Source organism: Nocardia colli (genome assembly GCF_008704205.1).
GTDB lineage: Bacteria > Actinomycetota > Actinomycetes > Mycobacteriales > Mycobacteriaceae > Nocardia > Nocardia colli.
In genome coordinates, this window is the sequence record NZ_VXLC01000004.1 from 204,892 (window position 1) to 230,438 (window position 25,547).

The 25,547-nt window shown below is 68.0% G+C and carries 25 protein-coding genes and 1 tRNA gene; 20 read left to right on the plus strand and 6 right to left on the minus strand.

What is annotated here, in order from left to right:
• Positions 1-120: 120 nt before the first annotated feature.
• The 3 genes from F3087_RS12805 to F3087_RS12815 all read left to right on the plus strand — a co-directional run bounded on the left by F3087_RS12805 (position 121) and on the right by F3087_RS12815 (position 1,839).
• Entirely contained in the window at positions 121-573 is a 453-nt protein-coding gene (locus F3087_RS12805; protein ID WP_150402133.1) for a flavodoxin domain-containing protein, read from the plus strand.
• A gap of 121 nt (positions 574-694) precedes the next feature.
• Positions 695-1,186 (plus strand): pyridoxamine 5'-phosphate oxidase family protein, encoded by a 492-nt coding sequence (locus F3087_RS12810; protein WP_150402828.1) that lies wholly within the window; start codon positions 695-697, stop codon positions 1,184-1,186.
• 77 nt (positions 1,187-1,263) lie between these two features.
• Positions 1,264-1,839, plus strand: coding sequence for a TerD family protein (locus tag F3087_RS12815; RefSeq protein ID WP_150402134.1), 576 nt, complete (start codon positions 1,264-1,266; stop codon positions 1,837-1,839).
• A gap of 69 nt (positions 1,840-1,908) precedes the next feature.
• On the opposite strand, the gene F3087_RS12820 is transcribed toward F3087_RS12815, so the two are convergent.
• The 5 genes from F3087_RS12820 to F3087_RS12840 all read right to left on the minus strand — a co-directional run bounded on the left by F3087_RS12820 (position 1,909) and on the right by F3087_RS12840 (position 8,185).
• Positions 1,909-3,258 carry an MATE family efflux transporter gene (locus F3087_RS12820; protein WP_263407206.1) on the minus strand — a complete coding sequence of 450 codons (1,350 nt, stop codon included), beginning with the start codon at positions 3,256-3,258 and terminating at the stop codon, positions 1,909-1,911.
• A gap of 322 nt (positions 3,259-3,580) precedes the next feature.
• Complete coding sequence (locus tag F3087_RS12825; protein ID WP_150402136.1) at positions 3,581-4,618, minus strand: PLP-dependent cysteine synthase family protein; 1,038 nt, start codon at positions 4,616-4,618, stop codon at positions 3,581-3,583.
• Positions 4,619-4,651: 33 nt separating this feature from the next.
• The gene (locus tag F3087_RS12830) at positions 4,652-6,010 is read right to left on the minus strand and encodes an alanine racemase (RefSeq protein ID WP_150402137.1); all 1,359 of its coding nucleotides are present in this window, start codon (positions 6,008-6,010) and stop codon (positions 4,652-4,654) included.
• Positions 6,001-7,011: an ornithine cyclodeaminase family protein gene (locus F3087_RS12835; protein ID WP_150402138.1), complete on the minus strand. Its 1,011-nt coding sequence runs from the start codon at positions 7,009-7,011 to the stop codon at positions 6,001-6,003. The genes F3087_RS12830 and F3087_RS12835 overlap by 10 nt, the downstream gene beginning before the upstream one ends.
• Entirely contained in the window at positions 6,983-8,185 is a 1,203-nt protein-coding gene (locus tag F3087_RS12840) for a TauD/TfdA family dioxygenase (RefSeq protein ID WP_150402139.1), read from the minus strand. Before F3087_RS12840 ends, F3087_RS12835 begins: the two co-directional genes overlap by 29 nt.
• A 216-nt stretch (positions 8,186-8,401) precedes the next feature.
• On the opposite strand from F3087_RS12840, the gene F3087_RS12845 reads away from it, so the two are divergent.
• From F3087_RS12845 to F3087_RS12885, 9 genes are all read left to right on the plus strand, one after another.
• On the plus strand, positions 8,402-9,919 hold the full coding sequence (locus F3087_RS12845) for an ABC transporter substrate-binding protein (protein WP_150402140.1): 1,518 nt from the start codon (positions 8,402-8,404) through the stop codon (positions 9,917-9,919).
• Complete coding sequence (locus F3087_RS12850; RefSeq protein WP_223885042.1) at positions 9,916-10,899, plus strand: ABC transporter permease; 984 nt, start codon at positions 9,916-9,918, stop codon at positions 10,897-10,899. The genes F3087_RS12845 and F3087_RS12850 overlap by 4 nt, the downstream gene beginning before the upstream one ends.
• Positions 10,896-11,744 (plus strand): ABC transporter permease subunit, encoded by an 849-nt coding sequence (locus tag F3087_RS12855; RefSeq protein WP_150402141.1) that lies wholly within the window; start codon positions 10,896-10,898, stop codon positions 11,742-11,744. Before F3087_RS12850 ends, F3087_RS12855 begins: the two co-directional genes overlap by 4 nt.
• Positions 11,745-11,864: 120 nt before the next feature.
• On the plus strand, positions 11,865-13,697 hold the full coding sequence (locus F3087_RS46535; RefSeq protein WP_223885043.1) for an ABC transporter ATP-binding protein: 1,833 nt from the start codon (positions 11,865-11,867) through the stop codon (positions 13,695-13,697).
• A 28-nt stretch (positions 13,698-13,725) separates the two neighbouring features.
• Positions 13,726-14,463, plus strand: a complete 738-nt coding sequence (locus F3087_RS12865) for a lytic transglycosylase domain-containing protein (RefSeq protein WP_150402142.1) — start codon at positions 13,726-13,728, stop codon at positions 14,461-14,463.
• A 112-nt stretch (positions 14,464-14,575) separates the two neighbouring features.
• Positions 14,576-15,862: a phosphopyruvate hydratase gene (gene eno, locus F3087_RS12870; protein WP_150402143.1), complete on the plus strand. Its 1,287-nt coding sequence runs from the start codon at positions 14,576-14,578 to the stop codon at positions 15,860-15,862.
• Positions 15,863-15,877: 15 nt separating this feature from the next.
• Positions 15,878-16,546: an FtsB family cell division protein gene (locus tag F3087_RS12875; RefSeq protein WP_150402144.1), complete on the plus strand. Its 669-nt coding sequence runs from the start codon at positions 15,878-15,880 to the stop codon at positions 16,544-16,546.
• Positions 16,543-17,079 carry a DUF501 domain-containing protein gene (locus tag F3087_RS12880; RefSeq protein WP_150402145.1) on the plus strand — a complete coding sequence of 179 codons (537 nt, stop codon included), beginning with the start codon at positions 16,543-16,545 and terminating at the stop codon, positions 17,077-17,079. The genes F3087_RS12875 and F3087_RS12880 overlap by 4 nt, the downstream gene beginning before the upstream one ends.
• Complete coding sequence (locus F3087_RS12885) at positions 17,076-18,023, plus strand: Ppx/GppA phosphatase family protein (RefSeq protein WP_150402146.1); 948 nt, start codon at positions 17,076-17,078, stop codon at positions 18,021-18,023. Before F3087_RS12880 ends, F3087_RS12885 begins: the two co-directional genes overlap by 4 nt.
• Before the next feature lie 12 nt (positions 18,024-18,035).
• Here the strand turns inward: F3087_RS12885 and F3087_RS12890 are convergent, their stop codons facing one another.
• Complete coding sequence (locus F3087_RS12890; protein WP_150402147.1) at positions 18,036-18,491, minus strand: SRPBCC family protein; 456 nt, start codon at positions 18,489-18,491, stop codon at positions 18,036-18,038.
• Between the two features lie 195 nt (positions 18,492-18,686).
• Between F3087_RS12890 and F3087_RS12895 the strand changes: the two genes are divergently transcribed.
• The 8 genes from F3087_RS12895 (at position 18,687) to F3087_RS12930 (ending at position 25,305) form a co-directional block, all read left to right on the plus strand.
• A complete protein-coding gene (locus tag F3087_RS12895; RefSeq protein ID WP_150402148.1) occupies positions 18,687-20,153 on the plus strand; it encodes a peptide MFS transporter in 1,467 nt (488 codons plus the stop codon).
• Positions 20,154-20,208: 55 nt separating this feature from the next.
• A complete protein-coding gene (locus tag F3087_RS12900; RefSeq protein WP_150402149.1) occupies positions 20,209-21,708 on the plus strand; it encodes an amino acid permease in 1,500 nt (499 codons plus the stop codon).
• A 149-nt stretch (positions 21,709-21,857) separates the two neighbouring features.
• Positions 21,858-22,775: a ribonuclease Z gene (locus F3087_RS12905; RefSeq protein WP_150402150.1), complete on the plus strand. Its 918-nt coding sequence runs from the start codon at positions 21,858-21,860 to the stop codon at positions 22,773-22,775.
• A 163-nt stretch (positions 22,776-22,938) separates the two neighbouring features.
• Positions 22,939-23,015: transfer RNA gene (locus tag F3087_RS12910), tRNA-Leu, on the plus strand.
• Between the two features lie 111 nt (positions 23,016-23,126).
• Positions 23,127-23,306 (plus strand): hypothetical protein, encoded by a 180-nt coding sequence (locus tag F3087_RS12915; protein ID WP_150402151.1) that lies wholly within the window; start codon positions 23,127-23,129, stop codon positions 23,304-23,306.
• Positions 23,303-23,602 carry a WXG100 family type VII secretion target gene (locus F3087_RS12920; protein WP_150402152.1) on the plus strand — a complete coding sequence of 100 codons (300 nt, stop codon included), beginning with the start codon at positions 23,303-23,305 and terminating at the stop codon, positions 23,600-23,602. The genes F3087_RS12915 and F3087_RS12920 overlap by 4 nt, the downstream gene beginning before the upstream one ends.
• Positions 23,603-23,607: 5 nt before the next feature.
• Positions 23,608-24,999 (plus strand): hypothetical protein, encoded by a 1,392-nt coding sequence (locus tag F3087_RS12925; RefSeq protein ID WP_223885044.1) that lies wholly within the window; start codon positions 23,608-23,610, stop codon positions 24,997-24,999.
• 9 nt (positions 25,000-25,008) lie between these two features.
• Positions 25,009-25,305 (plus strand): hypothetical protein, encoded by a 297-nt coding sequence (locus tag F3087_RS12930; RefSeq protein ID WP_150402153.1) that lies wholly within the window; start codon positions 25,009-25,011, stop codon positions 25,303-25,305.
• Positions 25,306-25,547: the final 242 nt, after the last annotated feature.

Sequence of the window (25,547 nt, forward strand, 5' to 3'; positions counted from 1 at the left end):
CGCAGCTCAGCCGGTCTGTCGCGGTGACCGGCATCATGTCCGGCGGACGAGGGGGTGGCGGCCGACGGGCCGATTAATTAGGCTAGCCTCACCAATCTTTTCGAGAAGGGAGTGCACCGCGTGCGCGTCGTCATTCTGTTCGGATCCGAGATGGGCACGGCCGAGACCGTCGCAGACAGCGTCGCCGACGCCCTCGCCGCGCACGACGTGTCGGTCTACGACATGGGCGACTTCGCCGTCGACGACCTCGACGTGCACGACTTCCACGTCATCGTGTGCTCGACCTACGGCGACGGCGACCTGCCGACCAACGCGGAACCGTTCTTCGACGAACTCGCCGTTGCCGCGCCCGATCTGACCGGCCTGCGGTTCGCGGTGTTCGGCATGGGCGACAGCATCTACGGTGACACCTTCAATCGCGGCGGCGAGATCGCGGCCGAGAAGCTCGTCGAGTGCGGCGCCATTCAGGTCGGCGAGCACGCGCGGCACGACGCGTCGACCGAAATCCGGGCGAAGGAGATGGCCCGCGACTGGGCGGCGACGCTGCCCATCGCCGCGTTCGCCCCGGCCTGATAGTCGGCTGAGAGCAGTCCGGACATAGGGTGCAGCGCCAGCGGACAAGTGGCCCAGCACTTTAGACTGCTATCAAGCGCGGCACAGCCCGTCGCGCTCGACGATCCATGAGGTGACGAAGATGGTAGCCGGAGCGAGCCACGTGCAACGTCAAGACCACTCGACAGATCACGATGATCATCCCGAGCTGGACGTGCTTCCGGAATGGCCGCAGGAAACGATCGCGGTCCTGGTCACCACCGACCCTGGACCGCACGCCATCCCGGTGTCCTGGCCGGTGCGGGCTGGTGATCGGCGCATTCTGCTCAGCCTCAAGTTCGATCGCGGGTCGCTGGCCCGGCTGCGGGAGCGCCCGCAGGTGGCGCTGCTGATTCTCGGCGGCGGCAATGTCGCCTTGTGTGCGCGGGGGACGGCGCACGTCATCGCCGAAGAGATGCCCGACGCCGCCGATTACGTCGCGGTGCGCATCGATGTCGAGGCGATCGATGACCATCGGCAGTCGGCGTTCCAGGTCGCCAACGGCATCCAGCGAACCGTGCTCGACCCGAGTGAACTGCATGCGCTCGAAGGCCGGGTGCGCACCCTGCGTACCTGGTCGAACGACCAAAACTGAACCCGCATAACACTTCCGGAACGCACGATGATAATCGGGAACGAAGGCGGCGCGAACGGGCCGCATGGAAGGGATTCATGAGCGTCACATTGGCCAAAGGCGGAAATGTTTCGCTGTCTAAGCAGGCAGCCAACCTCAGCAAGGTCGCGGTGGGCCTCGGCTGGGACGTGCGCACCACCACGGGCGCCGACTACGACCTCGACGCAAGCGCGCTGGCCACCGGACCGGACCTGAAGGTGCTGTCGGATCAGCATTTCGTCTTCTACAACAACCTGCGTTCGCCGGAGGGCTCGATCGAGCACACCGGCGACAACCTGACCGGCGAGGGCGAGGGCGACGACGAGGTGATCAACGTCGACCTGAGTGCCACTCCGCCGACCATCACCAACATCTTCTTCCCGGTGTCCATCCACGACGCCGACGCGCGCAGCCAGTCGTTCGGGCAGATCCGCAACGCGTTCATCCGGGTCACCGACGCGGCGACCGGCGTGGAACTGGCCCGCTACGACCTCACCGAGGATGCCTCGACCGAGACCGCCATGGTCTTCGGCGAGCTCTACCGGCACAACAACGAGTGGAAGTTCCGCGCCATCGGCCAGGGCTACGCCTCCGGACTAGCGGGCATCGCCCGCGACTACGGCGTGCACATCTGATCGTTCGTCCGGGGCGCGGGCCTTCCGGATCTTGCCGGGCTGCAAGACATCCGGAAGACCCGCCCCGAATCAGCTCGGGCTGCTGAGACTTTCCGGGGCCTCCGCGATCAGCTGCGGGCGGTCCCGTTCGCGGCGGTCCAGCAGCGCGAAGTACCGGCGCAGCATGAGCACGGCCGTGGTGGCCAGGCCCGCGGTGAGGCCCCACCAGACGCCCGCCGCGCCGAGGCCGATCGGGAAGGCCAGCAGCAGCGCGACCGGAAGTCCGACACACCAGTAGCCGATGATCGACAGCCGGAAGCCGGCGTTGGTCTCCTTCAATCCGCGCAGCAGCCCGGTGCCGATGTTCTGTGCGGCATCGAAGAATTGCAGCACGATGCCGATCAGCAACAGGGTGTGCGCGATCTGAATCGTGCTGGTATCGCTCGAGTTCAAGAACGGCCGCAACACCAGATCGGGTGCGATCACGTACACCGCGCCGGTGATCGCGGCCACGACCGCCACGTGCCGCAGCGCGATCCAGGCCAGCGCCCTGGCGTGCTGGTACTCGTCGCGGGTGACGGCATGGCTGACCAGGATCGACGCGCCGTGCGACAGGCCGATGGCGACCTGGAACACGATGTAGATGATCTGGTAGACGATGTTGTGCGCGGCCAGCGCGGCCGGCCCGATGCTGCCCATGACGAGCGCCAGCACCGAAAACATGCCCGCCTCGGAGCCGTACGTGAGCGCGATCGGCGCACCCAGCTTCAGCTCGGCGAGCACGGTCGAGCGCCGCACCGGCCACGGCCGCAGCGGCAGCGTCGCGCCTAGCCGGGCATCGCGGCGCACCATCGCCCAGAACACCCCGAAGGTGATCAGGAAGACCAGCGAGGTCGCCACGCCGATACCGGTGAGGCCGAGTTCGGGCAGTCCGGCCCGGCCGTGGATGAAGCCAAGGGCCAGCACCAGATTCAGCAGCACCGAGCCGAGCGTGACCATCAGCAGCGCCTGCGGTCGTTGCATGCCGACGGTGTACTGCCGCAACACCTGGAACCACAGGCACGGCAACAGACCCGGCGCCAGCGCCACCATCAGCGGACGCGCGTCGGCCAGCACGCCCGCGTCCTGCCCGAGCCATTGCAGCGCCCAGCCGAGTCCGATGAGCAGCCCGCCGCCCACCAACCCGGCCACCGTGGCGATCAGGAAACTCGACCGCAGGACGTCCTTGATCTCGTCGTCGGGGGAGACGCCGCGCTTGCCCGCCGAACTCACCGCGGTGGCGATCTGATTGCCGCTCGCGGTGATCAGCCCGACGCACATGGTGCGGATCTGATTGAACAGCGCGATCGCCAGCCCGCCCGCGGCCACCTGCTGCACGCCGAGCGTGCCCATCAGCACCACGTTCGTAGTCGACACCGCGATCTGCGCCAACTGCGTCATCGCAATCGGCGCCGCAAGCGCCGTCAACCGCCGGCTATCCGCCCGATACCCCGACAGAATCACCGACCCACCCCCGCACCCTCAGCGGCGATGTTGCGCACAAAATCGCGGGCCGCGCACAATATCGATGGCAATTCAGTGCGCGGCAGGCTGATTCGCGCGCGGCGCCGCTCAGCGGCCGGCGGCGTGGGGCGCGCGATGATTCGAGTGCGGCGCATTGTTTGTTCTGTTGCGCACTGAATTGCGGGCAATTTCGTGCGCGGTGGGCGAATTACTGCGCGGCGCTGGGGCGGGTGCGATCCGTAAGGCTGGTGCGCGCGCTTCATCGCGCCTCGGCGAGCGCGACGGGACGGCGGGCGGCGGGGGTGTATTGGTGCAGCATGGTCCTGACCTCAGCTTCGGCGGTGGGGTCGAGCAGGTCGCGGTCGGCCATCCACTCGTCGTCGAAGACCGTGTCCAGGTATTTCTCGCCGCCGTCGCAGACGAGCGTGACGATGGTCGAGCCGGCCGGGAATTCGTCGAGGCGACTGAGCGCGGCGTGCACCGAGCCGCCGGCCGAGCCGCCGATCATCAGGCCGAGTTCGGCGGCGACCGCGCGGGCGGTGGCGAAGGCGTCCACGTCGGTCACCTTGAGGCCCTCGTCCAGCAGCGAGTAGTCCACCGCCGTGCCGATGGTGGCGCCGGGCGGCGTGCCGGTGCCGGACTGCCAGTACGGGCCGCCCTCGCCGCCGAACGCGATCGAACCGACCGGCTCGACACCGATCACCTTGGCGGGGTAGCCGAGTTCGCGCAGCCGGGTCGCGGTGCCGAACAGCGAACCGCCGGTGCCGACCGAGGAGAGCAGGATATCGACCCGCTCAACGTCTTCCAGCAATTCTTCGGCGACCGAGTAGTAGCCGACCGCGTTGGCGTCGTTGTTGTGCTGCTCGGTGAAGTACGCGTCCGGCCGTGCGGCCGCCATCGCCTCGGCCAGGTCCTCCCGCGCCGAGGTCGCCAGGTTGTCGTCGCCGTCGTCGGCGACGAACACCAATTCCGCACCCATTGCCCGCATAGCCCGCAACTTGTCCTTACACGCGTGATGATCGACCACCGCGGTGAAGCGATACCCACGTTCGGCAGCTACTACCGCGAGACCGAGCCCGGTGTTCCCGGAGGTGGACTCGATGATATGCCCGCCACTTCTCAGCAAACCACGACGCTCCGCATCGAGCACCATCTCGCGAGCCATTCTGATCTTCGCCGCGCCCGTCGGGTTGAACTGCTCGAGCTTGAGCAGTAACCGGGTGCCGGTCGAGGTCGCCGCCAGTTCGAACAGCGGCGTGCGGCCGATCAGATCCGTCACGCGCGTGACGAGCGGCATTGAATTTCTCCTCGGGTCGGGGTGGGTTGTGGGTCAGCCGTCGAGCGTCCAGCGGAACCGGTCGCCGGATACGTCGTGCAGCACGACCTTCGGCGGAATCGGCAGGTCATGGAAGGCGGATTCGTTCGAATCCATTTGGTAACCGGCGGTGTTCGGGTAGACCAGCAGGTCGCCGACCTCGGCGGCGCGCGGCAGCGGGACTCGGCGCCAGCTGAGCATGTCGGAGTCGAGGCAGGTGGCGGCGCCGACGCTGGTCGGCGTCGGGGTGCCCGGCCGGGCCGGCCACAGCAGCGGGTCGGGCAGGTATTCGCTCTCGAACCACTGCTCGGACAGGCTCAGACTGGTTCCGTCGACGGTGAGCAGGCGGTACGGCGCGCCGTCGGCATGCCGGAGCTTGCTGCCCTGCACCCGGAAGACGGTGAAGCCGGCGTGCGCGAGCAGCGCGCGGCCCGGTTCGATGACCGGCCGGATGGTGTTGTCGCGCAGCCGCTGCGCGAGGCCGTCGTGGTCGAGGATCGCGGCGAGCATGGCCGGGCCGGGGGCCGGGAAGTGATAGGGGTAGTACGACTCGAACGACTTGCCCGAGTGGAACCACTGCCGGCCGACGTGCTCGGTGAACTCCGCCCACTCGGCGGCGGGCACATAGTCGACGCCGAATCCGCCGCCGATCGACAGCGTCGTGGCCGGATGGCCCAGGGTCCGCGCGTGCAGGCAGCGGGCGATCAGCTCGGACGCCAGCTCGGCGCGCGCCACCGCGTCGTAGCCGGAGAGGTGAAAGCTGAAGCCCTCCAGGCGGATCGAGCCGCGGCCGTCGAGGGCGGTCATCGCCTGCTCGAGCTCGGCTTCGGTCATGCCGAACCGGCTGGCCGACGCGGCGGGCAGTACCCGGAGCAGAACCCGGACCGGCGCGGCCGAGGTGCCGAGGGCGGCAAGACGTTCGAGCTCGCCGAGGTCGTCGACGGCGAGCAGCGCGCCGTGCCGGGTGGCGAGCCAGAGCAGCTCATCGGACTTCGCGGGCCCGGTCACCATCAGCTCGGTACCGCGAATCCCTTGGGCCAGTGCGGCGGTCAGCTCTCCAACGCTGGAAACATCCACGCCCGCACCGTTTTCCGCGCAGGCGCGCGCGACGGCGGGCGACTTGTTCGCCTTCTTGCCGTAGTAGATGACGCCATCGATCCCGGCCTGCTCGAACACCGCGCGAAACCCGCGGATGTTGCGGCCGACCGCGGGTGGGTACATGACGTGAAACGGCCCGCCCACGGCAAAACCGATGTCACCCAGCAGATTCGGGTCATCGAGCGCGCGGCGCTCCCATTCGTCCAGGAGCGCAGGGACCGGGGCGGCGCTGATCGAATCGCGCGTCACCCCGGTCCCGCCGGCGTCTAATCCCACAGCGGCACCTCCGTGCCGCGGCCCTCCGCGATGGCGCGTTCGGCGAGCGCGTGCGCGACCGCGATGTCGGTCAGCACGAGTCCGCTGTTGTAGACGAAGATCCGCTCGTCGTCCGAGCGCCGCGCCACCGCGCGACGGCTCAGGATCTGCGGCAGCTCGGCGTCCACCGCGCGCAGCGTCCCGTCCGGCCCGGCCATGTCGGTGCCGGTCAACGCCATCTGCTCGGCGCTGGTGGCGATCACCCGGTCCGCGTCGATCAAGGCCGAGGGCGCCAGGCCGTAGCCGACCAGCACGGCCGTCGAACCCGGTGCGAGATCACTGGATTCGAGCGCCACCTCGGTGCCCGGGCCGGCGGTGGCCAGCACCACGTCGGCGCTGGCCGCGGCGACCTTCGGGTCTTCCACCGTCTCGAGCAGTGCGTGCGGGTAGTGCTCGGCCAGCTGCCGGTGCACCGCGTCCAGGCCTTCGGGATGGGTGCCGTACAGCATCAGCTTGCGCAGCTGCGGGTTCGCGGCGAGCAGGTGCGGCAACGCGTTGCGGCCCTGGGTGCCGGTGCCGATCAGCAGCACGCTCTCCGCGCCGCGGCGGACGGTCTCGCGGACCAGCAGCGCCGACACCGCCGGGGTGCGCAGCGCGCCGACCCGTGAGCAGTCCATCATCGCGATGGGCGCGCCGGTGCTGTCGTCGTAGAGCGTGATGGTCGTGTAGTACCGCTTGGTGCTGCGATCGTGCCCGGGATCGAACTTGTACGACGTCTTCATCGCCACCACCCGGCGGCGGCCGTCGCGGCCGAGCATCGCGTAGGACACCGACCAGCCGTCGGGATTGGCCACGCTGAGTTTGCGTGGATTGTCCGAATCGCCCGCGGCGAACGCGAGATACGCGTCCTCCACGGCCCGCACGACATCGCCGGGTGTGATCGGCACGCAGGCCAGATCGCTGCGGCTCAGTACCCGTAAGGGGGTGGTGCGGTCACGGGTGTTCAAAGGGTCCTCGATCATGTGCTGCTTCCCGCTCTGTCGCCACCGGAGGGGTCTCCCGGTGTTCGTCCGTACGGGTCGGCTCGTAGCCGCCGGACGCGAACGCGGAATTCACTGCTGCTCGGAACGGGGCGACGGTCCGTTGCCCGTATCCATTCTCGTCGGTCTCTTCCGGCCGCCGCGGCCGATCAGGCAGGCGGACGTTCACCCGCTTGAGCCAGCGGTCGGTGCCGTCGTAGCGCGCGGTGAACGGTACCCGACCGTGCACCGCGACGTCGTTGTCCACCAGCAGCAGCTCGCCCGGCGCGAGTGCGGCCGTGACGCAGACGCGTTCGAACTCGGCGCCGAGCCTGGCGTAGGCGGCGCGGAAGTCGGCGTCGGCATCGTCGAGCGGGGTGTAGGCCGGGTCGTAGCGCAGCGTCGTCTCGTCCGGGCCGGCCGAGCTCCACAGCGTCGGCAGCGGCGCGGCCGAATACTGTTCGTGCCCAGTGCCATACGAGACATCGGGCAGGATCGGCAGGGTCGGCGTGCTCAGCAGCCGGCGTTGCGCGGCGGTCAGTTCGACCCGCCGGACCGAGGACACGGTGGTACCGACCAGGTCCGGATTGCGCAGGCAGCCGAGCATCAGCAGGTTGGCCCGCTCGGGGTGGAAGGCGTCCTCGGAATGCGGGCTGAGCAGGGTCTTGCTGCTCGCGCCGGACTGCTCGTGCTCGTGGCCGGGGGACGGCAGGATGTTGTTGACCAGTCGTCCGCCCTGCTGGCCCTGCCAGCCGAACGGCTCACCGGCGCAACGCGCGAGCAGCAGCATCACCAGGTCGAGTTCGAACGAACTCGCGCGCCGGGCGGCGGTGCCGCTCCACTGCGCGGCTTCGCGCCAGCTCGGCGGCGTCGGCCCGAGCTCGGCATCGGTGAGCGGCAGGCGGCTGACGATGGTCGCGCCCGCGCTGGTGGCGGGCGGGCGCAGGGTGCGGCGGACGTCGGCAGGTAATTCGGTGACCCGGGCGTCGATCTGCGCGATCAGCGCCGGATCGGTCAGCGTGGCTGCCCTCGCGGCGTCGTCGATCAGCGCGGCATCCAGTGTGGTAGATATCTCTCGCGCGAGTTCACGGACCGCACGCCCGGCGGCGGCGGGAAGCTCGCGACGTTCGATATCCTGCGGGTGAAGCGTCTTACGTTCGGAGAGAACGCCTTTCACCGAGGGAGTCCCTTCTTCGCATCGTTCGAAAAAGCAGGAGTGACGTCGATCTGCGAAGCTATCTCGTCTGGCGGCGTTAAGCAAGGCTTACCTAAGCGAGTCTGCGGAAAATAGCAGAAACGCATAATTATCGCGAAGTTCGACTTAACTCGCGGCTGTATTGCGCTCAACCCGTTAGGCTAGCCTGTCCTGATCGTCCAGGAAGAAGGCAGCGCAATGGGATTGAATCGCCGGCAGCTCTTGCAGTCGAGTCTCGGAATCGGCGCGGTGCTTGTCGTTGCCGCGTGCTCGAAAGAGACCGACTCGTCCGGGCCCGCGCAGCGTGGCGGCACGCTCCGGGTCGGCGCGCTCGGCACCGCGGCCCGCAGCGAACGCGACCCGCACGCCAATCTGAGCAACGACAGCGACTTCCTGATCACCTCGCTGGTGTACGACGCGCTCACCGTGCCCGGCGGCGACCCGAATGTCGCGCCGCGCTTGGCCACCCGGTGGGAGCCGGATGCTGAACGCCGCCGCTGGACCTTCACCCTCGCCGACGGCGCGACCTTCCACGACGGCAGCCCGGTCACCTCGGACGACGTGGTGTGGTCGCTGCGCAGGCTGCGCACGGTCGGCGGGGCCTCGAAAATGCCGGTGGCAGTGGAAGACATCATCGCAGACGGCCCTAACCGGGTGGTGCTCACCGTGCCCGAGCCGAACACCCAACTGCCGCTGCTGGTGCGGCTGATGACGTTCACGGTCAAGAAGGACACCACCGACTTCACCAAAGCCATTGGTACCGGGCCGTTCCGGCTCGAGTCGTACCAGGGCGGCAATGCCCGGTTGGTACGCAACGAGCGCTGGCACGGTCCGGCGCCGCTGCTCGACGCCATCGAGATCACCGCGTTCGAAAGCGTGACCGCGCTGGGTAATGCGGTGCTCGGCGGGCAGATCGACCTCGCGTCCAATGTCGGCGCGATCGCCGGGCGGACGGCGGAGGGGCGCGGCGACCTGCGCGTGGTGCGCCGGGCCGACGACACCATGCTCGGCGTCGCGATGCGCGCCTCGGACGGACCGTTCGCCGACCCCAGGGTGCGCACCGCGCTGCGGCTCGGTGTCGATCGAAACGCGCTGGTGACTCAGGTGCATTCGGGTTACGGCAAGATCGCCAACGACATTCTGGGCACCGGCGATCCGCAGTACGACAAGGCCATCGCGCAGCGCACCCGCGACCTCGATCGCGCGAAAACCCTGCTGCGCGAGGCCAATTTCGACACCGGAGGCAGCTATCCGCTGGTGACCAAGGCGGAGGCGCCCGGCGAGGTCGAATCGGCCAAGGTCATCGCGACTCAGCTGGCCGACATTGGGGTCCGGCTCGACGTGGTCACGCAGGAGTCGAACGCCTTCTACGACCAAACCTGGTTGAAGGCGCCGCTCTACACGGTCTCCTGGGGTACCAACGATTCCGCGCTGTTCTATGCCAAGAATCTGATGTCCAGCGGCTCCAACCGCAACGAAACCGACTTCAAGGACGCGGCATTCGACGCGGCCACCGCGAAAGCCCTTGCCGCACAAAGCGACTCGGACTACACGCAAGCCTGCCGCGAGGTGCAGCAGATCCAGCACGATCGCGGTGGCTACCTGGTGTGGGGCATGGCCGACGGCATCGACATCGCGTCGGCTCGCGTGCACGATCTGCCCACGCTCGGCGGCTTCGCCCGGGTGCAGCTGGAACGAGCCTGGTTGGCCGGGTGATCTCGTTCGCGCGCCTGCTCGTCCGGCGCATCGCCCTGCTGATCGCCTTGCTGGCAACGGTCTTCGTGGTCGTCGACCTGCTGCCCGGCAATACGGCGCGGGCGGTGCTCGGACGCGACGCGACGCCGGAGCAGATCGCGGCCAAGGAGCGTGAACTCGGACTGGATCATCCATTGCCGCAACGCTTCTGGGACTGGATCTCCGGGGTGCTGACCGGTGACTTCGGGCGCACGGCGCGCGGACGTTCGATCAACGACCTGCTGGCCGACAAGTTCCCGCCGACCCTGCTGCTCGGCGGGCTGGCATTGACGCTGACCGTGATCGCGTCGCTGCTGCTCGGGATGTGGTGGGCGGCGCGACAGGGTGTGCAGGCTCGGCCCGGTGCTGCCGCGGTCCGGGGGCGGGGTGCCGCGCTCCGGCAGGGCACGGTGCGGCTGCTCCAGCCCGCGACCACCATTGCCGCCGCCGTACCGGAATTCGTGGTCGCGACGTTGTTGATTCTGGTGTTCGCGCTGGCCGCCGGTTGGTTGCCCGCGGTCACCATCACCGATCGGTCCGGCTTCCCGGCGAGCCCGGACATGCTGGTGCTGCCCGTGCTCGCGCTGGCGATTCCGCAGATCGGCTGGAACACCCGGGTGGTGCGCGCCGCGATGGTCGACGCCGCTCGGGAGCCGCACGTGGAAAGCGCTGTGCTGGAAGGGATCCCCACGCGGGCCGTGCAGCTTCGGCATACCTTGCCGTTCGCCCTGCCCACGATCGTGGCGAGCTTCGCGACCACCGTCGGCATGGTGCTCGGCGGATCGCTGGTGGTGGAGACCATCTTCAACTATCCGGGACTCGGGGCGTTGCTGGCCGGCTCGGTGGCGGATCGCGACGTGTCGTTGATCGCCTCGGTGGTCGCGCTGTCCGGTGCGGTCATCATGTGCGTGCTCGCGGTCGCGGATGGTATTCGCGCCTGGTCGTTGCGGGGGCGTGGATGAAACGGCTACTGGTACGGCGTGCCGAGCACGCGGACGCGCGGCGGAATCGCCTTCGGGTGCAACGCCTTCGGCTGCTGACGGTATTGCCAGCCGTGCTGGTGACCCTGCTCGCCGTGCTCGGTCCCGCACTGGCCCCGCACCCGGCCGAGGCGCCCGTCGGCATCCCGTTCGGCCCGGCCGGTACCGACGCCTGGTTCGGCACCGACCGGCTGGGCCGTGATGTCCTGAGCCAATTGCTGTACGGCGGTTGGGGTCTGCTCTTGCTGGCGGCGGTGATCGCGGTGGCGGTGACAGCGTTGTCGTGTGTGCTCGGCACGGTCGCCGCACTGCGACCGCGGGTGGGCCGGTTCATCGAGTTGGCGACCGACTTCGCCATGCTGCTGCCCGCCGTGCTCGGCATCCTGCTCGTCCTGACCTCGTGGCCGGACGCGGGCGTCCTCGGACTGCTCGTCGTCGCGCTGCTGTTCGGTACCCCGTACTGTGCCAGGGTCTTCGCCGCGGCCGCCGCGGGCGTCGCCGCCTCCGGTTATGTCGAGGCCGCCCAGGCCAGCGGTGAAACACTGCCGCACTTGGTCTTCCGCGAGGTGATCCCGAACCTGCGCGAGGTCGTCGCCGCACAACTCGGCCTCCGCTTCGTCGCCGCCGTCTACCTGGTCAGCACCGCCTCGTTCCTGCAACTACCGGCCACTCTCGGCGCAAGCAACTGGGCGGTCATGGTGCGCGAGAACGCCTCCGGCATGCTGCTCAACCCGTGGGCCGTGCTCGCGCCGAGCCTGGCCATCGCGGTCGTCGCGGTCAGCGTGAACCTGGCCGTCACCGCCTTCGGCCGAGGGGAGCGCCCATGAGCGACCGAACCTCGCGCGTTGTCTTCGGCGGTGGCGGACATCGGCTAGGTGGGCAAGGCACGCAACGGCATCCGGACTCCGCGGATGTCCGGCAGTGGCCGGCGGAGGTGGGGAGCAATGGTGAGTGAACCTGTTGCCGAGGCCGAGGCACGGATCGTCGACGATGCACCGCGCGCGTCGATGCGCCCGCGCGATGATGCGGTGAACGACGCCGGTGACCCAGTGCCAGGGTCTCGAGCGGGGGACGGCATACCGGTTGTGGTCGACGGGTTGTCGGTGCGCAGTTCGACGGGGCAGGAGTTGTTCGGGCCCATCGGCTTCCAGATTGCGGCGGGTGAGATCACCGCGCTCACCGGACCTTCCGGATCCGGGAAGACGACACTGATGCGGGCGTTACTCGGACAGCTGCCCACGGGTGCGTCCCGGTGCAGCGGCTCCGCGTCGGTTGCGGGTCACGATGTGTTCGCACTGGATCCCGCAGCCCTGCAAAGGTTCCGCCGCACACACGTCGCCTTCGTCGGCCAAGACCCAGGGTCGGCGCTCAACCCGCTGATCCGGGTGCACGGACTGCTGCACGAGGTCGCCCGGCACGCCTCCCGCGACACCCTGATCGAGACCCTCGAACTGGTCGGCCTCTCCGCGGAACACCTGCGCCGCCGCTCCGGCGAACTCTCCGGCGGCCAGCAACGCCGAGTCGCTTTGGCCCGCGCCCTGATCCGCCGCACCGGCGTACTGATCCTCGACGAACCCCTCGCCGGGCTACACGGAGCCTTACGCACCGACATCGCCCGCCTCTTCGCCGAGATCGCCACCGAACGTTCAACCGCGATCCTCCTGTCCGGCCACGACACCGACACCGTGCACGCGATCGCCGACACCGTGATCGAACTCGGCGGCGGACTGGTGGCGCACCTCGGCCCCGTTCGCCACAAACATCCGACTACGCCTGCACAGCTCGCGATCGACCGCTCCTCAGGATCCGACTCGCCGGTGGGCGTTCCGACTTCACCGACAAAGGTGAGCGATGAGGGCGAGCAGCCGGTCAACGAGCAGTCCGCGCTCCTGATCAACAGTTCGGCGGAACATGAAGCGCCAGCGGATATCCCGGTCCAGCACAAGGGCACTAGCGGAGACGCAACATCGCTGGAGAAGGCTCCGCGACTCGGGCGCATCGATGGATCGGCCGATCCGCACCTGGATGCCTCGACCGAGACAACCGGCCCACTCCTGCTGCGCGCCAACGGTATCGGCGCATCGATCGACGGCCGTGCCGTCCTCGCCGACATAGACCTCGAGCTCGCACCCTCCGCGGCGCTCGCGATCGTCGGCGTATCCGGCGCGGGCAAAACGACGCTCGCCCGGGTCATCGCGGGTCTGCACCGCTCGGCAACCGGAACGCTCGAACTGCACGGCACGCCGATCCTGGTCACCGGTCGCCGACGAACGCAGGGCAGCAACGGCATTCAGCTGGTGACCCAGAACCCACGATCCGCGCTCAACCCACGCCGAACCGTCGCCCAGACCCTCGGCCGCCCACTGCGCCGCATCGGCGGCGTCCCGAGACGCCAACTACCCCAACGGATCAGCGACCTGCTCGCCTCGGTCGAACTCGCCCCCGAGCTGGCCGCCCGCTACCCACACGAACTGTCCGGCGGCCAACGCCAGCGAGTCGCCCTGGCCCGCGCCCTCGCCGCCGAACCCGCGATCCTCATCTGCGACGAGATCACCTCCGCCCTGGATCACGCCACCGCCGCATCGATCATGACTCTGCTGGATCGCATCAAGAACGAGCGCACCATGGCCCTCTTGGTGATCAGCCACGACATGCCCCTGGTCGCCGCGCACTGCCCGCGCATGGTCGTCCTCGACCACGGCCGAGTCGTCGAATCAGGTGAGACGCGCGCCATACTCGCCGCTCCCGCGCACACCGCGACGCGCGAGCTGCTCGGCTGAGTTCGCCGGGGCACTCCGCCGGACCTGGATGATAGATGGAGTGCTCCTCAGAAAGACCGGCGCTTTGGCCGCCGTCATGGTGACCCTCGCGCTCGCCGGTTGCGGGATCGACCGCGATCTCCCGCCGATCCCCGAGGGCATCCCGCCCGGCCCAGGCACCCCGCTGCCGCTGATCGATCTGGACGGCCCCGGCCGCACGGCGATCCAATTGCGCGGCTGGGCCGAAGAACAGGCCGACCGCATGGCCATTCCCTCGGTCGCCCTGGAGGCCTACGGCTACGCGGCCGCGGTCCTCGCCCGCGCCAAACCGGACTGCGGCATCGCCTGGACCACCATCGCCGGCATCGCGAGCGTGGAGAGCAAACACGGCTCACACGGCGGCTCGCGGATCGACGCGGACGGCACCGTGCGCCCGCCGATCATCGGCATCCCGTTGGACGGCGCACCGGGCGTCGCCCTGGTCAAGGACACCGACGGCGGTGTGATGGACGGTGACCGGGAGTTCGACCGCGCGATCGGCCCGCTGCAATTCATCCCGGAAACCTGGAAGCGCTGGGGCGTCGACGCCAACGGCGACGGCGTGGCCGACCCGCAGAACATCGACGACGCGGCCCTCACCACGGCCCGCTACCTGTGCGCCAGCGGCGGCGATCTGACCTCCGAACACGGCTGGCAGAAGGCGCTGCTCACCTACAACCAGTCCAACAGTTACCTGCTGACCGTGCGCGACCGCGCCGCCGCCTACAGCGTCGGTCGCCGGGTATGACCTCCTCGACCGGAGTGCCGGTTACCCGCCGAGCGCAGCGGAGGCTAGGCTCGCAGCGCACGGCAATTCCCGTAATACCCACCGTGCCTGCAGCCTAAGGAGTGTCGTTTTCGTGGCCATCATCGAACAGGTCGGAGCTCGCGAGATCCTGGATTCTCGCGGAAACCCCACTGTCGAGGTCGAGATCGCCCTCGACGACGGCACCCTGACCCGGGCCGCTGTGCCCTCCGGCGCGAGCACCGGCGAGCACGAGGCCGTCGAGCTGCGTGACGGCGGCGAACGCTACGGCGGCAAGGGCGTACAGAAGGCCGTCGAGGGTGTGCTCGACGAGATCGCGCCGGCCGTCATCGGCCTGGACGCGGTCGAACAGCGCACCGTCGACCAGGTGCTGCTCGACCTGGACGGTACCCCGGACAAGTCCCGCCTCGGCGCGAACGCCCTGCTCGGCGTCTCGCTCGCGGTGGCCCGCGCCGCCGCCGAGTCCTCCGGCCTGGAGCTGTTCCGCTACCTCGGTGGCCCGAACGCGCACGTGCTCCCGGTGCCGATGATGAACATCCTCAATGGTGGCGCGCACGCCGACACCAGCGTGGACGTGCAGGAATTCATGGTCGCCCCGATCGGCGCGCCCACCTTCAAGGAGGCGCTGCGCTGGGGTGCCGAGGTGTACCACGCGCTGAAGGCCGAGCTGAAGTCCAAGGGCCTGTCCACCGGTCTCGGCGACGAGGGCGGCTTCGCCCCCGACGTGGCCGGCACCCGCGAGGCGCTCGACCTGATCAGCGTGGCCATCGGCAAGACCGGCCTGAAGCTCGGCAGCGATGTCGCGCTCGCGCTCGACGTCGCGGCGACCGAGTTCTACACCACCGGTAGCGGCTACAAGTTCGAGGGCAGCGTGCGCAGCGCCGCCGAGATGACCCAGTTCTACGCCGAGCTGCTCGCCTCCTACCCGCTGGTCTCCATCGAGGACCCGCTGTCGGAGGACGACTGGGACGGCTGGGTCTCGCTCACCGACGAGATCGGCGAGAAGATCCAGATCGTCGGCGACGACCTGTTCGTCACCAACCCGGAGCGCCTGGAAGAGGGCATCGCCAAGGGCGCCGCGAACGCGCTGCTGGTGAAGGTCAACCAGATCGGCACGCTCACCGAGACGTTGGACGCCGTGGAGCTCGCGCACCGCAACGGCTACAAGACGATGATGAGCCACCGTTCCGGCGAGACCGAGGACACCACCATCGCCGACCTCGCGGTCGCGGTGGGCAGCGGCCAGATCAAGACCGGTGCGCCGGCGCGCAGCGAGCGGGTTGCGAAGTACAACCAGCTGCTGCGCATCGAGGACGCGCTCGGTGATTCCGCGCGGTACGCGGGAGACGTCGCGTTCCCGCGGTTCGCCTTCGAGGGTTAGTAAACAAGGGACGCTATGACGGAGCGACGTGCGCGTGGGACCAGTCCAGCCGGGCGTGGGGACCGCCGCACGTCGCGTTCGGCCAGCTCGCGTCCCAAGGCCGGATCCGATACGGAGACGGCCGCCCGGCCCGCCGCGGTAAAACGCACCGCGCGCAGGCGATCCGAGGACAAGAAGGCCGGGCCGCAGAAGGTCGGCCTGCGTACCGGAGGCCACGGCGCGGACAAGCACGACCGCACGATTCTCGGCCTGTCCACAGGCAAGGCGGTGATCCTGGCGATCGTGGTGTGCGCGCTGGCGCTCACCCTGGCCGTGCCGATGCGCACGTACTTCACCCAGCGGGCCGAGGCCGCGCAGCTGGCGCAGCAGCGCCGGGATCTGGAAGCCGACCTGGCGCGGCTGCGCGATCGCCGTGCGCAGCAACAGGATCCGGCCTACATCCGCTCCGAGGCGCGCGATCGCTTGCGGCTGGTGCTGCCCGGTGAGACCCCGTACATCGTGCAGGTGCCCGGCATGGAGGCCTCCGCCCCGCCGACCGCGGTGACCAAGTCCAGGGAGCCGGATCCCTGGTACACCGAACTGTGGCACAGCATTTCCGAACCACAACCCGCCCCCGCGGCCGACCAGGCACCACCTCCCGCCCCGCCGGTCGCGCCGCCGCCAGGACCGGAAGGACCCAGGTGACCCAGCCGAACGACCAGGATCTCGCGATCATCGCCAAGCAGCTCGGCCGCGAACCGCGCGGCGTGCTCGCCGTCGCGTATCGCACCCCGGACGGGATCCCGGCCGTCGTCAAAACCGCGCCCCGGCTGCCCGACGGCACCCCGTTCCCCACCCTGTACTACCTGACCGACCCGCGGCTCACCGCCGAGGCGAGCAGGCAGGAATCGGCCGGGGTGATGCGCGAGATGACCGAACGGCTCGGCAGCGACCCGGAATTGGCCGCCGCCTACCTGGCCGCGCACCGGAGCTACCTGGCCGAGCGCGACGAGATCGAGTCGCTCGGCACCGATTTCACCGGCGGCGGGATGCCGGAGCGGGTGAAGTGCCTGCACGTGCTGATCGCGCACGCGCTGGCCAAGGGGCCGGGCGTGAATCCGTTCGGCGACGAGGCGGTGGCGCTGGCCGCCGACAACGGGTTGCGCGGCACCGCGATTCCGGCCGATTGGCCGAAGTACGAGCGAGTCGGCGCGGCGGAAAACGGAGCACAGGCATGAACAACCGGGTAGCCGCCGTCGATTGCGGGACCAACTCGATCCGACTGCTGATCGCCGACGTGCTCGACGACGGCACCCTGGCCGACGTGCACCGCGAGATGCGGATCGTGCGGCTCGGCAAGGGCGTCGACGCGACCGGTTCGCTGGCCCCCGACGCGATCGAGCGCACCCGGGTCGCGCTGGCCGATTACGTTGCGCTGATGCGGGATTCGGGCGTCGGCCGGGTGCGCATGACCGCCACCTCCGCCACCCGCGACGCGTCCAACCGCGAGGACTTCTTCGCCATGGCCCGCGCCGAACTCGGCACCGTGGTGCCCGGTGCGGAGGCCGAGGTGATCAGCGGCGACGAGGAGGCGCGGCTGTCGTTCGCCGGCGCCATCGGCGAACTGTCCAGCGAGGCAGGGCCGTTCGTCGTGGTCGACCTCGGCGGCGGCTCGACCGAACTCGTCTTCGGCGACAGCGCGGGCGTGCAGGCCGCGTTCTCCGCCGACATCGGCTGCGTCCGGATCACCGAACGCTGCCTGCCCGGCAATCCGCCGACTGCCGAACAGGTCGGCGCGGCACGGGAATTCGCCGCCGAGCGGCTGGCCGAGGCGTTCGCCCGGGTGCCCGTCGAGGGCGCGCACACCTGGGTCGGCGTGGCCGGCACCATGACCACCTTGGCCGCCGTCGCCCTCGATCTGCCCGAATACGACTCGGAGAAGGTTCATCTCACCCGGCTCACCCTGGATCAGCTTCGCGCGGTGTGTGATCGGCTGATCGGCATGACCCACGACGAGCGGGCCGCGCTCGGCCCGATGCATCCCGGCCGGGTCGACGTGATCGGCGGCGGCGGTGTCATCGCCGAGGTACTGGCCGACGAGCTCGCCCGCCGCGCAGGCATTTCCGAGCTGGTCGTCTCCGAACACGACATCCTCGACGGCATCGCGCTCTCCATCGCCTGACCGGCGGTCCGCCTAGTCGGACTTGCCTTCGCGCGCCCGGCCGGTGACCAGATCGGCCAGCCGGGACAGTGATTCCTTGTTGCGCGGGGCCAGCACCTGCGTCTGAATCAGATCGGGCACCAGGGCGGCCGGCCCGCTGATCGCGCGTTCGAACATGCTGATCCGGGTGGTCGCGGCGGTGATCTCGGTCAGCTCCAACCGGATCCACGCCGAGCCGACCGGCCACAGCCGCGCCTCCAGCTCGATCATCCGCGGCGGGTTCACCTCGCGGACCTTCGTGGTGTCGGACAGGTTCAGCGGCCACGGCCCGACGCTGTGATGGATGCGGGTGCCGACGGCGGGCCAGCCCGCGTCGACATCGCGGATATGCGACGCGCCGACCACCCAGAGCGGATACAACCACCCGTCGGCCAGCACCGCGAACGTGTCCTCGACCGAGGCGGGCACCGTGATTTCGATCGGATCCATCCGTGCGTCACTTTCGTCGTCTGCCGAGGCCGTCGCGGCCGGGACCGCACTGCTCCCCGGATGCCCAACAAGGGCCTGAGGAAACGCTCCGATATGCAGTCTGGCACGATCCGCTACCGTGCGCGACGCTGCGATGATCTTCGAGATTTGGGCGTTGATGCCGAAGAATCGTCGCAAACATGGGAAGGTCTGAGGATGTCGGAAGCGAAAACGGCAGATTCACCGATTGCCGAACGGACCATCTTCGGCCACCCGATCGGGCTGACCAACCTCTTCGGAGTCGAGCTGTGGGAACGGTTCTCGTACTACGGCATGGTCAGCATCCTCGGGTACTACCTGTACTACTCGGCCACCGACGGCGGCCTCGGGCTGGATCAGAGCACCGCGTTCGGCATCGTCGGCGCCTACGGCGGGCTGGTCTATCTGTCCACGGTGCTCGGCGGCTGGGTCGCCGACCGGCTGCTCGGCATGGAACGGACCGTGTTCTACGGCGGCGTCATCGTGGTGGCCGGGCACGTCGCGCTGGCCGTGCTGCCCGGTCTGACCGGAGTCGGCGTCGGCTTGGTGCTGGTCGCGCTGGGCAGCGGCGCGCTCAAGGCGAACGCCTCGTCGCTGCTCGGCACGCTCTATCCGAAGGGCGACGCGCGCGCCGACGGCGGATTCACCCTCTTCTATCTCGGCATCAATCTCGGCGCGTTCAGCGGCCCGCTGCTCACCGGCCTGCTGCACGACCACCTCGGCTTCCACTACGCGTTCGGCGCCGCCGCGATCGGCATGGCGCTGGGCCTGATCCAGTACGTCGTGTTCCGGCGCAACCTCGGCACGCACGGCCGCGACGTGCCGAACCCGTTGCCGCGCACCGCGATCGGCCCGCTGGTCGGCCTGCTCGCCGCCGCGGCCGTTGTGGTCGCCGTGGCCTTCCTGACCGGCCTCGTCACCCTGGACAACCTGCCCGACGTGACCACCGGCGTCATCGCCGTCGCGGCGGCGATCTACTTCGTCGTCATGCTGACCAGCGCCAAGGTGACGCCGCTCGAGCGCAGCCGGGTGCGCGCCTTCATCCCGCTGTTCATCGCCAACGCGGTGTTCTGGTCGTTGTTCCAGCAGATCTTCACGGTGCTCTCGGGCTACTCCGACAACCGGATCGACTGGCGCCTGTTCGGCTGGACCGCGCCGTCGAACTGGATCAGCTCGGTCGAGCCGGTCTGGATCATCACGTTGTCGCCGCTGTTCGCACTCCTGTGGACCAAGCTCGGTTCGCGCGCGCCCAGCACGCCGCGCAAATTCGCGCTCGGCGTGATCGGCATGGGACTGGCCTTCATGCTGTTCGTGCCGCTGTCGTTCATCAACGGACAGCACGTGCCCGTCCTGCTCATCGTCGCCGTCATGGCCGGATTCGCGGTGTCGGAGCTGCTGCTCTCGCCCATCGGTCTTGCGGTCACCACCCAGCTCGCACCGGAAGCTTTCCGGGCACAGATGATGGCGCTGTACTTTTTCTCGGTTGGCATCGGCACTTCGATGTCGGGTACTTTGGCTCGGTTCTATGACCAAGACCACGAAGTCGCCTACTTCGGTATCACCGGCGCCGTCGCGGTCTGCGCCGGATTGATCGTGGCCGCCATCGCGCCGCGGATCAGCAAGTACATGGCGGGCGTGCATTAGCCTGCCCCCGGGCCATAGACAGCTCGACAGCACGACCAGAGGTAGAGGAGAAGGTGTGGCGATCCGCAAGCCGGACGACGCGACGGGGCAGGACCCGGCTCGATGGGGCGGGTTGTTCCGCACCAAATCCGTCGAGCAGTCGATCAAGGACACCGACGAGCCGGACTCCAAACTCCGCAAGGACCTGACCGCGTGGGACCTCACCGTCTTCGGCGTCGCGGTGGTGATCGGCGCGGGCATCTTCACCCTCACCGCGCGCACCGCGGGCAATGTGGCCGGGCCGTCGGTCTCGCTCGCCTTCGTCTTCGCCGCGATCGCCTGCGGGCTCACCGCGCTCTGTTACGCGGAATTCGCGTCCACGGTGCCGGTGGCCGGCAGCGCGTACACGTTCTCCTACGCCACCTTCGGTGAACTCGTCGCCTGGATCATCGGCTGGGACCTGATCCTGGAATTCGCGCTCGCCACCTCGGTGGTGGCCAAGGGCTGGTCGCAGTACCTCGGCGAGGTGATGGGCACGACGCCGATCGTGCACATCGGCTCGGTGTCCTTCGACTGGGGCGCGGTGCTGCTCATCGCGGTCCTGGCCGTGCTGCTGGCCACCGGGACCAAGGTGTCCTCACGGGTGTCGGCGGTCGCGGTCGCGATCAAGCTGGCCGTGATCGCGCTGGTGCTGATCGTCGGCATCACCTACTTCAAGTCGGAGAACCTGACCCCCTACATTCCGCCGTCGCAGCCCGGCGAATCGGGCGACGGCCTGCGCCAGTCGCTGTTCTCCTTCCTGACCGGCGCCGGGCACAGCAGCTTCGGCTGGTACGGCCTGCTCGCCGCGGCCAGCCTGGTGTTCTTCGCGTTCATCGGCTTCGACGTGGTCGCGACCACCGCCGAGGAAACCAAGAACCCGCAGAAGGCGGTGCCGCGCGGCATTCTCGGCTCGCTGCTGATCGTCACCATCCTGTACGTCGCGGTGTCGCTGGTGCTCACCGGCATGGTGCCCTACACCGAGCTGTCCGGCGACAATGCCACGCTCGCAACGGCTTTCGCGATCCACGGCGACACCTGGGTGAAGAACATCATCTCGATCGGCGCGCTCGCCGGGCTCACCACCGTCGTCATGGTGATGTTCCTCGGCCAGACCCGGGTGCTGTTCGCCATGTCGCGCGACGGACTGATGCCGCGAAAGCTGGCGCACACCAGCAAGTTCGGCACGCCGGTGCGGATCACCGCGATCGTCGGCGTGGTCTGCGCGGTGCTGGCCGGCTTCGTCGACTTCGGCACGCTCGAGGAAATGGTCAATATCGGCACGCTGTTCGCGTTCGTGCTGGTCTCGGTGGGCGTGCTCATCCTGCGCCGCACCCGGCCGGATCTGCCGCGCGGTTTCCGCGTCCCGCTGGTGCCGGTGGTGCCGATTCTCGGTGTGCTGGCCTGCCTCTGGCTGATGCTGAACCTGTCCGTCGAGACGTGGCTGCGGTTCATCGTCTGGATGGCGCTCGGCTTCGTCATCTACTTCGCCTACAGCCGGCGCCACTCGGTGCTGCGCAACACTCCCGCGGAGTAATGGGGAGAGTGGCACATGGTCTGCGCGAAGTCCTCATCGTGGTGTGCCGCTTACCCAGTGCTTGATCGCCGAAGCGCGCGCTCGACACCACGTCGGGTGCGCGTTTCGGGCATCAGGTGGGGAAGCGGCGCGAGAGTAGCGTGGCGCTAGTGTCGCAGCGGGAGCTCGTCGTCCTCGGGACTGCCAGTCAGGTACCCACCAAGCAGCGCAATCACAATGGGTATCTGCTGCGCTGGGATGCGGAAGGGGTGCTGTTCGATCCGGGGGAGGGGACGCAGCGGCAGATGACGTACGCCGGGGTGTCGGCCACCGACATCACCCGGATCGCGATCACGCATTTCCATGGTGATCACAGCCTCGGGCTCGCCGGAGTGGTGCAGCGGATCAATCTCGACCAGGTGCCGCACGCGGTCGACGTGTGCTTTCCGGCGTCGGGTGCCGAGTATTACGACCGGCTCGTCAACGCCACGTCCTATTATCGGCGCGCTGAATTGCGTCCCCGGCCCATCGATCGATCTGGCCCGGTGGAGTTTCCCGGCGCGCCATTCGAGGTGACGGCCGTTCCTCTCGCCCACCCCGTCGACACCTTCGGCTACCGGCTCACCGAGCCGCCCGGCCGGCGCATCCTGCCCGACCGCCTGCGGTCCTTCGGGTTGAGCGGACCGGTCATCACCCGGCTACAGCAAGCGGGCCGGATCGAGATATCGGGGCGCACAGTGACTCTCGACGAGGTCAGCGAACCGCGTCCCGGCCAGAGCTTCGCCTTCGTCATGGACACCCGCCTCTGCGACGGTGTGCACGAACTCGCCGCCGACACCGACATGCTCGTCATCGAGGCCACCTTCCTCGACGCCGACGCCCACCTCGCCGCCGAATACGGCCACCTCACCGCGGGTCAAGCCGCGCGCGTCGCCGCCGACGCGCGCACCCGCACCCTCGTCCTCACCCACTTCTCCCAGCGCTACCGCGACCTCTCCGCACACCTCGCCGAGGCCCGCGAACACTTCGCCGGCACCATCCACATCGCCACCGACCTCGCCCGAATCCCGCTGCCGCCCAGGCGATAACCCGCACCGCACCAGACACGACCGCGCCCGGCCCATACCACCCCGCCCGATCACTCCGCTTTGGTCAACTGCCCGACATTTTCCAGGAGGACGCCGACACGTTGCACAGCTTGAACAGTCGGAATTCCGGTACACCCGTACGACTCGGTACGCTGTCCCGGACGCCCCCATAGCCCAATTGGCAGAGGCAGTGGACTTAAAATCCATCGAGTGTCGGTTCGAGTCCGACTGGGGGCACCAGGCCGCTCGGCATACGCACAGGTCAAACGCGCACATTCAGGTGTGGTGCAGTTCAGGCCGCTATCGGAAGCATAGACCGCAGGTTGCGACGGTGTCGGTACGATCCATGGCATGAGTGAGGACGGGGGGACGCCCACTGCTGGCCAGGACCTTTCGGTGGTGCGCGAGATCGGCGAGTATGTTTACGCGCTGTCCGAAGTTCTGCGCAATGCGCTGGACTGCACCGCATCCCAGGCACCCGGCGAGTGCAACGCCGCCGGTCTGGGTGCCTCGAGTTTGGATCTGCCGTGAGTTCAGAGTTCACCGTGGACTTGGACCATCTCGATGAGGTAGTGGCGAAGCTTTCGGGGTTGGCAGGGTTCGTCGGAGAGCATCTCGTCGAGATCGACGACCGCGTCTCCACCCTGACCGGCACCGGATGGGAAGGTATCGCCGCGCAGGCATATGCCGAAGCCCACGCTCAGTGGATCGCAGGGGCACGCGAATTCGTAGAAGGCCTGCAGGATATGAGTGATGCAGCGAAGGCTGCACACACCCGCTATATGCGCGCTATCGATACCAACTACAAGATGTTCAACCAGGGATAGCCGGCATGGGTGTACTCGTCATCAACTGGGAGACCTACTACGACGCCGCCAAGAAGTGCCATGCCCTCGCCGCCGACCTCCGCGCCGCCGACAAGCCGGTCCACGATGCCCTCAAAGGAGAGTGCGCGGGCATGGCCGGTGACACCGCAGGCTGCGAAAGTTGGGGCAAGGAATACGACCGAGCTGTTCAGGGGACGTTGCAGACCTGCACAAATTTGGCTGACGCGTTGACCAATTTCGGCTATATGCTGTCGGCCGCGGGATACAACTGGGCGCTGTCCAATAATTCCAACACGATGCCAGACCGCCCCGCGGTGACCGCGATGACCGAGCATAAAGTGTCGCTGCCGACCTCTGTCGGGAACAACGGGGATGGCATCACCGAAGGGGACAACAGTGTGCCCGGCTTCTATGACGCCTTGGTCGGGAAGATCCAGGAAGAGTTCGGGAGCAAGCTGCCCAACGGTCACAAAGAGGATCTGGCCAAGGCCGCGTCTGTCTGGAAGACCTTTTCCGAACACACCACTATCAAGGGCGCTCCAGGCCGGATCGCCGAGATCAGTGATCTGTTCGCCGACATCAAGGACAAGGGGGGTGGCCTCGAAAGTCTCCTCGGACACCTGACCACGTTGAAGGGCGGTGCCACTCAACTCGCGGCCGCATCGGTGAACATCGCCGCGCCCGTGTCGGCATACAGCGAAGGCACCTCCGAGGTCCGCGACAAATTCAAGGAGGCGGTGACCAATGCCCTGATCGCGGCCGGAGCGACCGTCGTCATTGGTGTCGCTGCCGCCTGGATCACCGCGGCGCTCAGTGCCGCCGCCGCAGGGGCAGGCGTCGTTGTCATCGCAGGCAACACCGCCCGTGTGCTCAAGACCACCTACGACATCAGCAAGCTCTACCGAATTATCGGCGCGGCAGCGGCCGCCGCAGGCGCCGGTGCTGCCGCCATCACCGCGTTCAAAGACGTCGATCTCACCCAGGAAGCTCTCAAGCTCGGCGTCATTGTCACGATGAAAGTGTTCCTCGATGAGGGCCAAACCGTTGCCACCACGTTCGACGACCTGCCTGCGGCACCGGACAACCCCGCGCCGGGCCTTACTGATGAGGCCGAAAAGTACATCCTGGGAAAGCATATCGAGGGAGCTGCCAACTACACGCCGAGGAAAGGGACCTGGCCTGCGGGGACTACCGGTGAAGATCTGGATGACCTGGTCGAAGCCGCTGAAAACTCCCCGGCGCGCGGCCCGAACGGCGATGGCAATTTTGAACGTGAAATAACCGCTCCGGACATAATCGGGAACGTCTCAAAAGAACTCGGTGGTGCCGCGACCAGGCGCTACAAGGTGGTGACCGATCGATTCGGCGGTGTCATCACTATGTATCCGATCCCTTAAGGAGAATAAGTGGGCGTTTCGGTATTCATTCAAAATCAAATTCATGAAAAAATCGCGGAAGTTGCTGGGTATGCGTCGAATACGCTGGACGACGTGATCTCGCAAGCGCCGGCAGGGTCACTGACTCGGGGTATAAACAGGCACGCGGACACCATGTTCAATACCACCCAGCTCAATTTATTTATCGACGAGATTGCCTCTTTTGTGCCCGGCAACGACAGTGAGCGTGAACTGTTCAAGGTATTACGCGACGCCGCCGAATCCGCGATCCGGCAACGCGGATACCTGTGGTTCAGCGGAGACTGAGGCCACCTCGGCTATTTCTCGTCGGTCGCACGAGGGACGGTCCGCTCTCGCGCGCAGCACATCGCGTCGCGCATGTCGCAGCATCCGCATCGGGCGGTCTGCTTCGGCGATCGAGGCGTGATCGAGGATCCGGCGCAGACTCCGCTCTGGCCGGTCCAGCGCCCTGAGCCAGAAGACTTCGTTGAGGATCTGGGGGACAACGGGAATCAGGATGCTGAGGACGAGCGCGATGGCGCCGATGA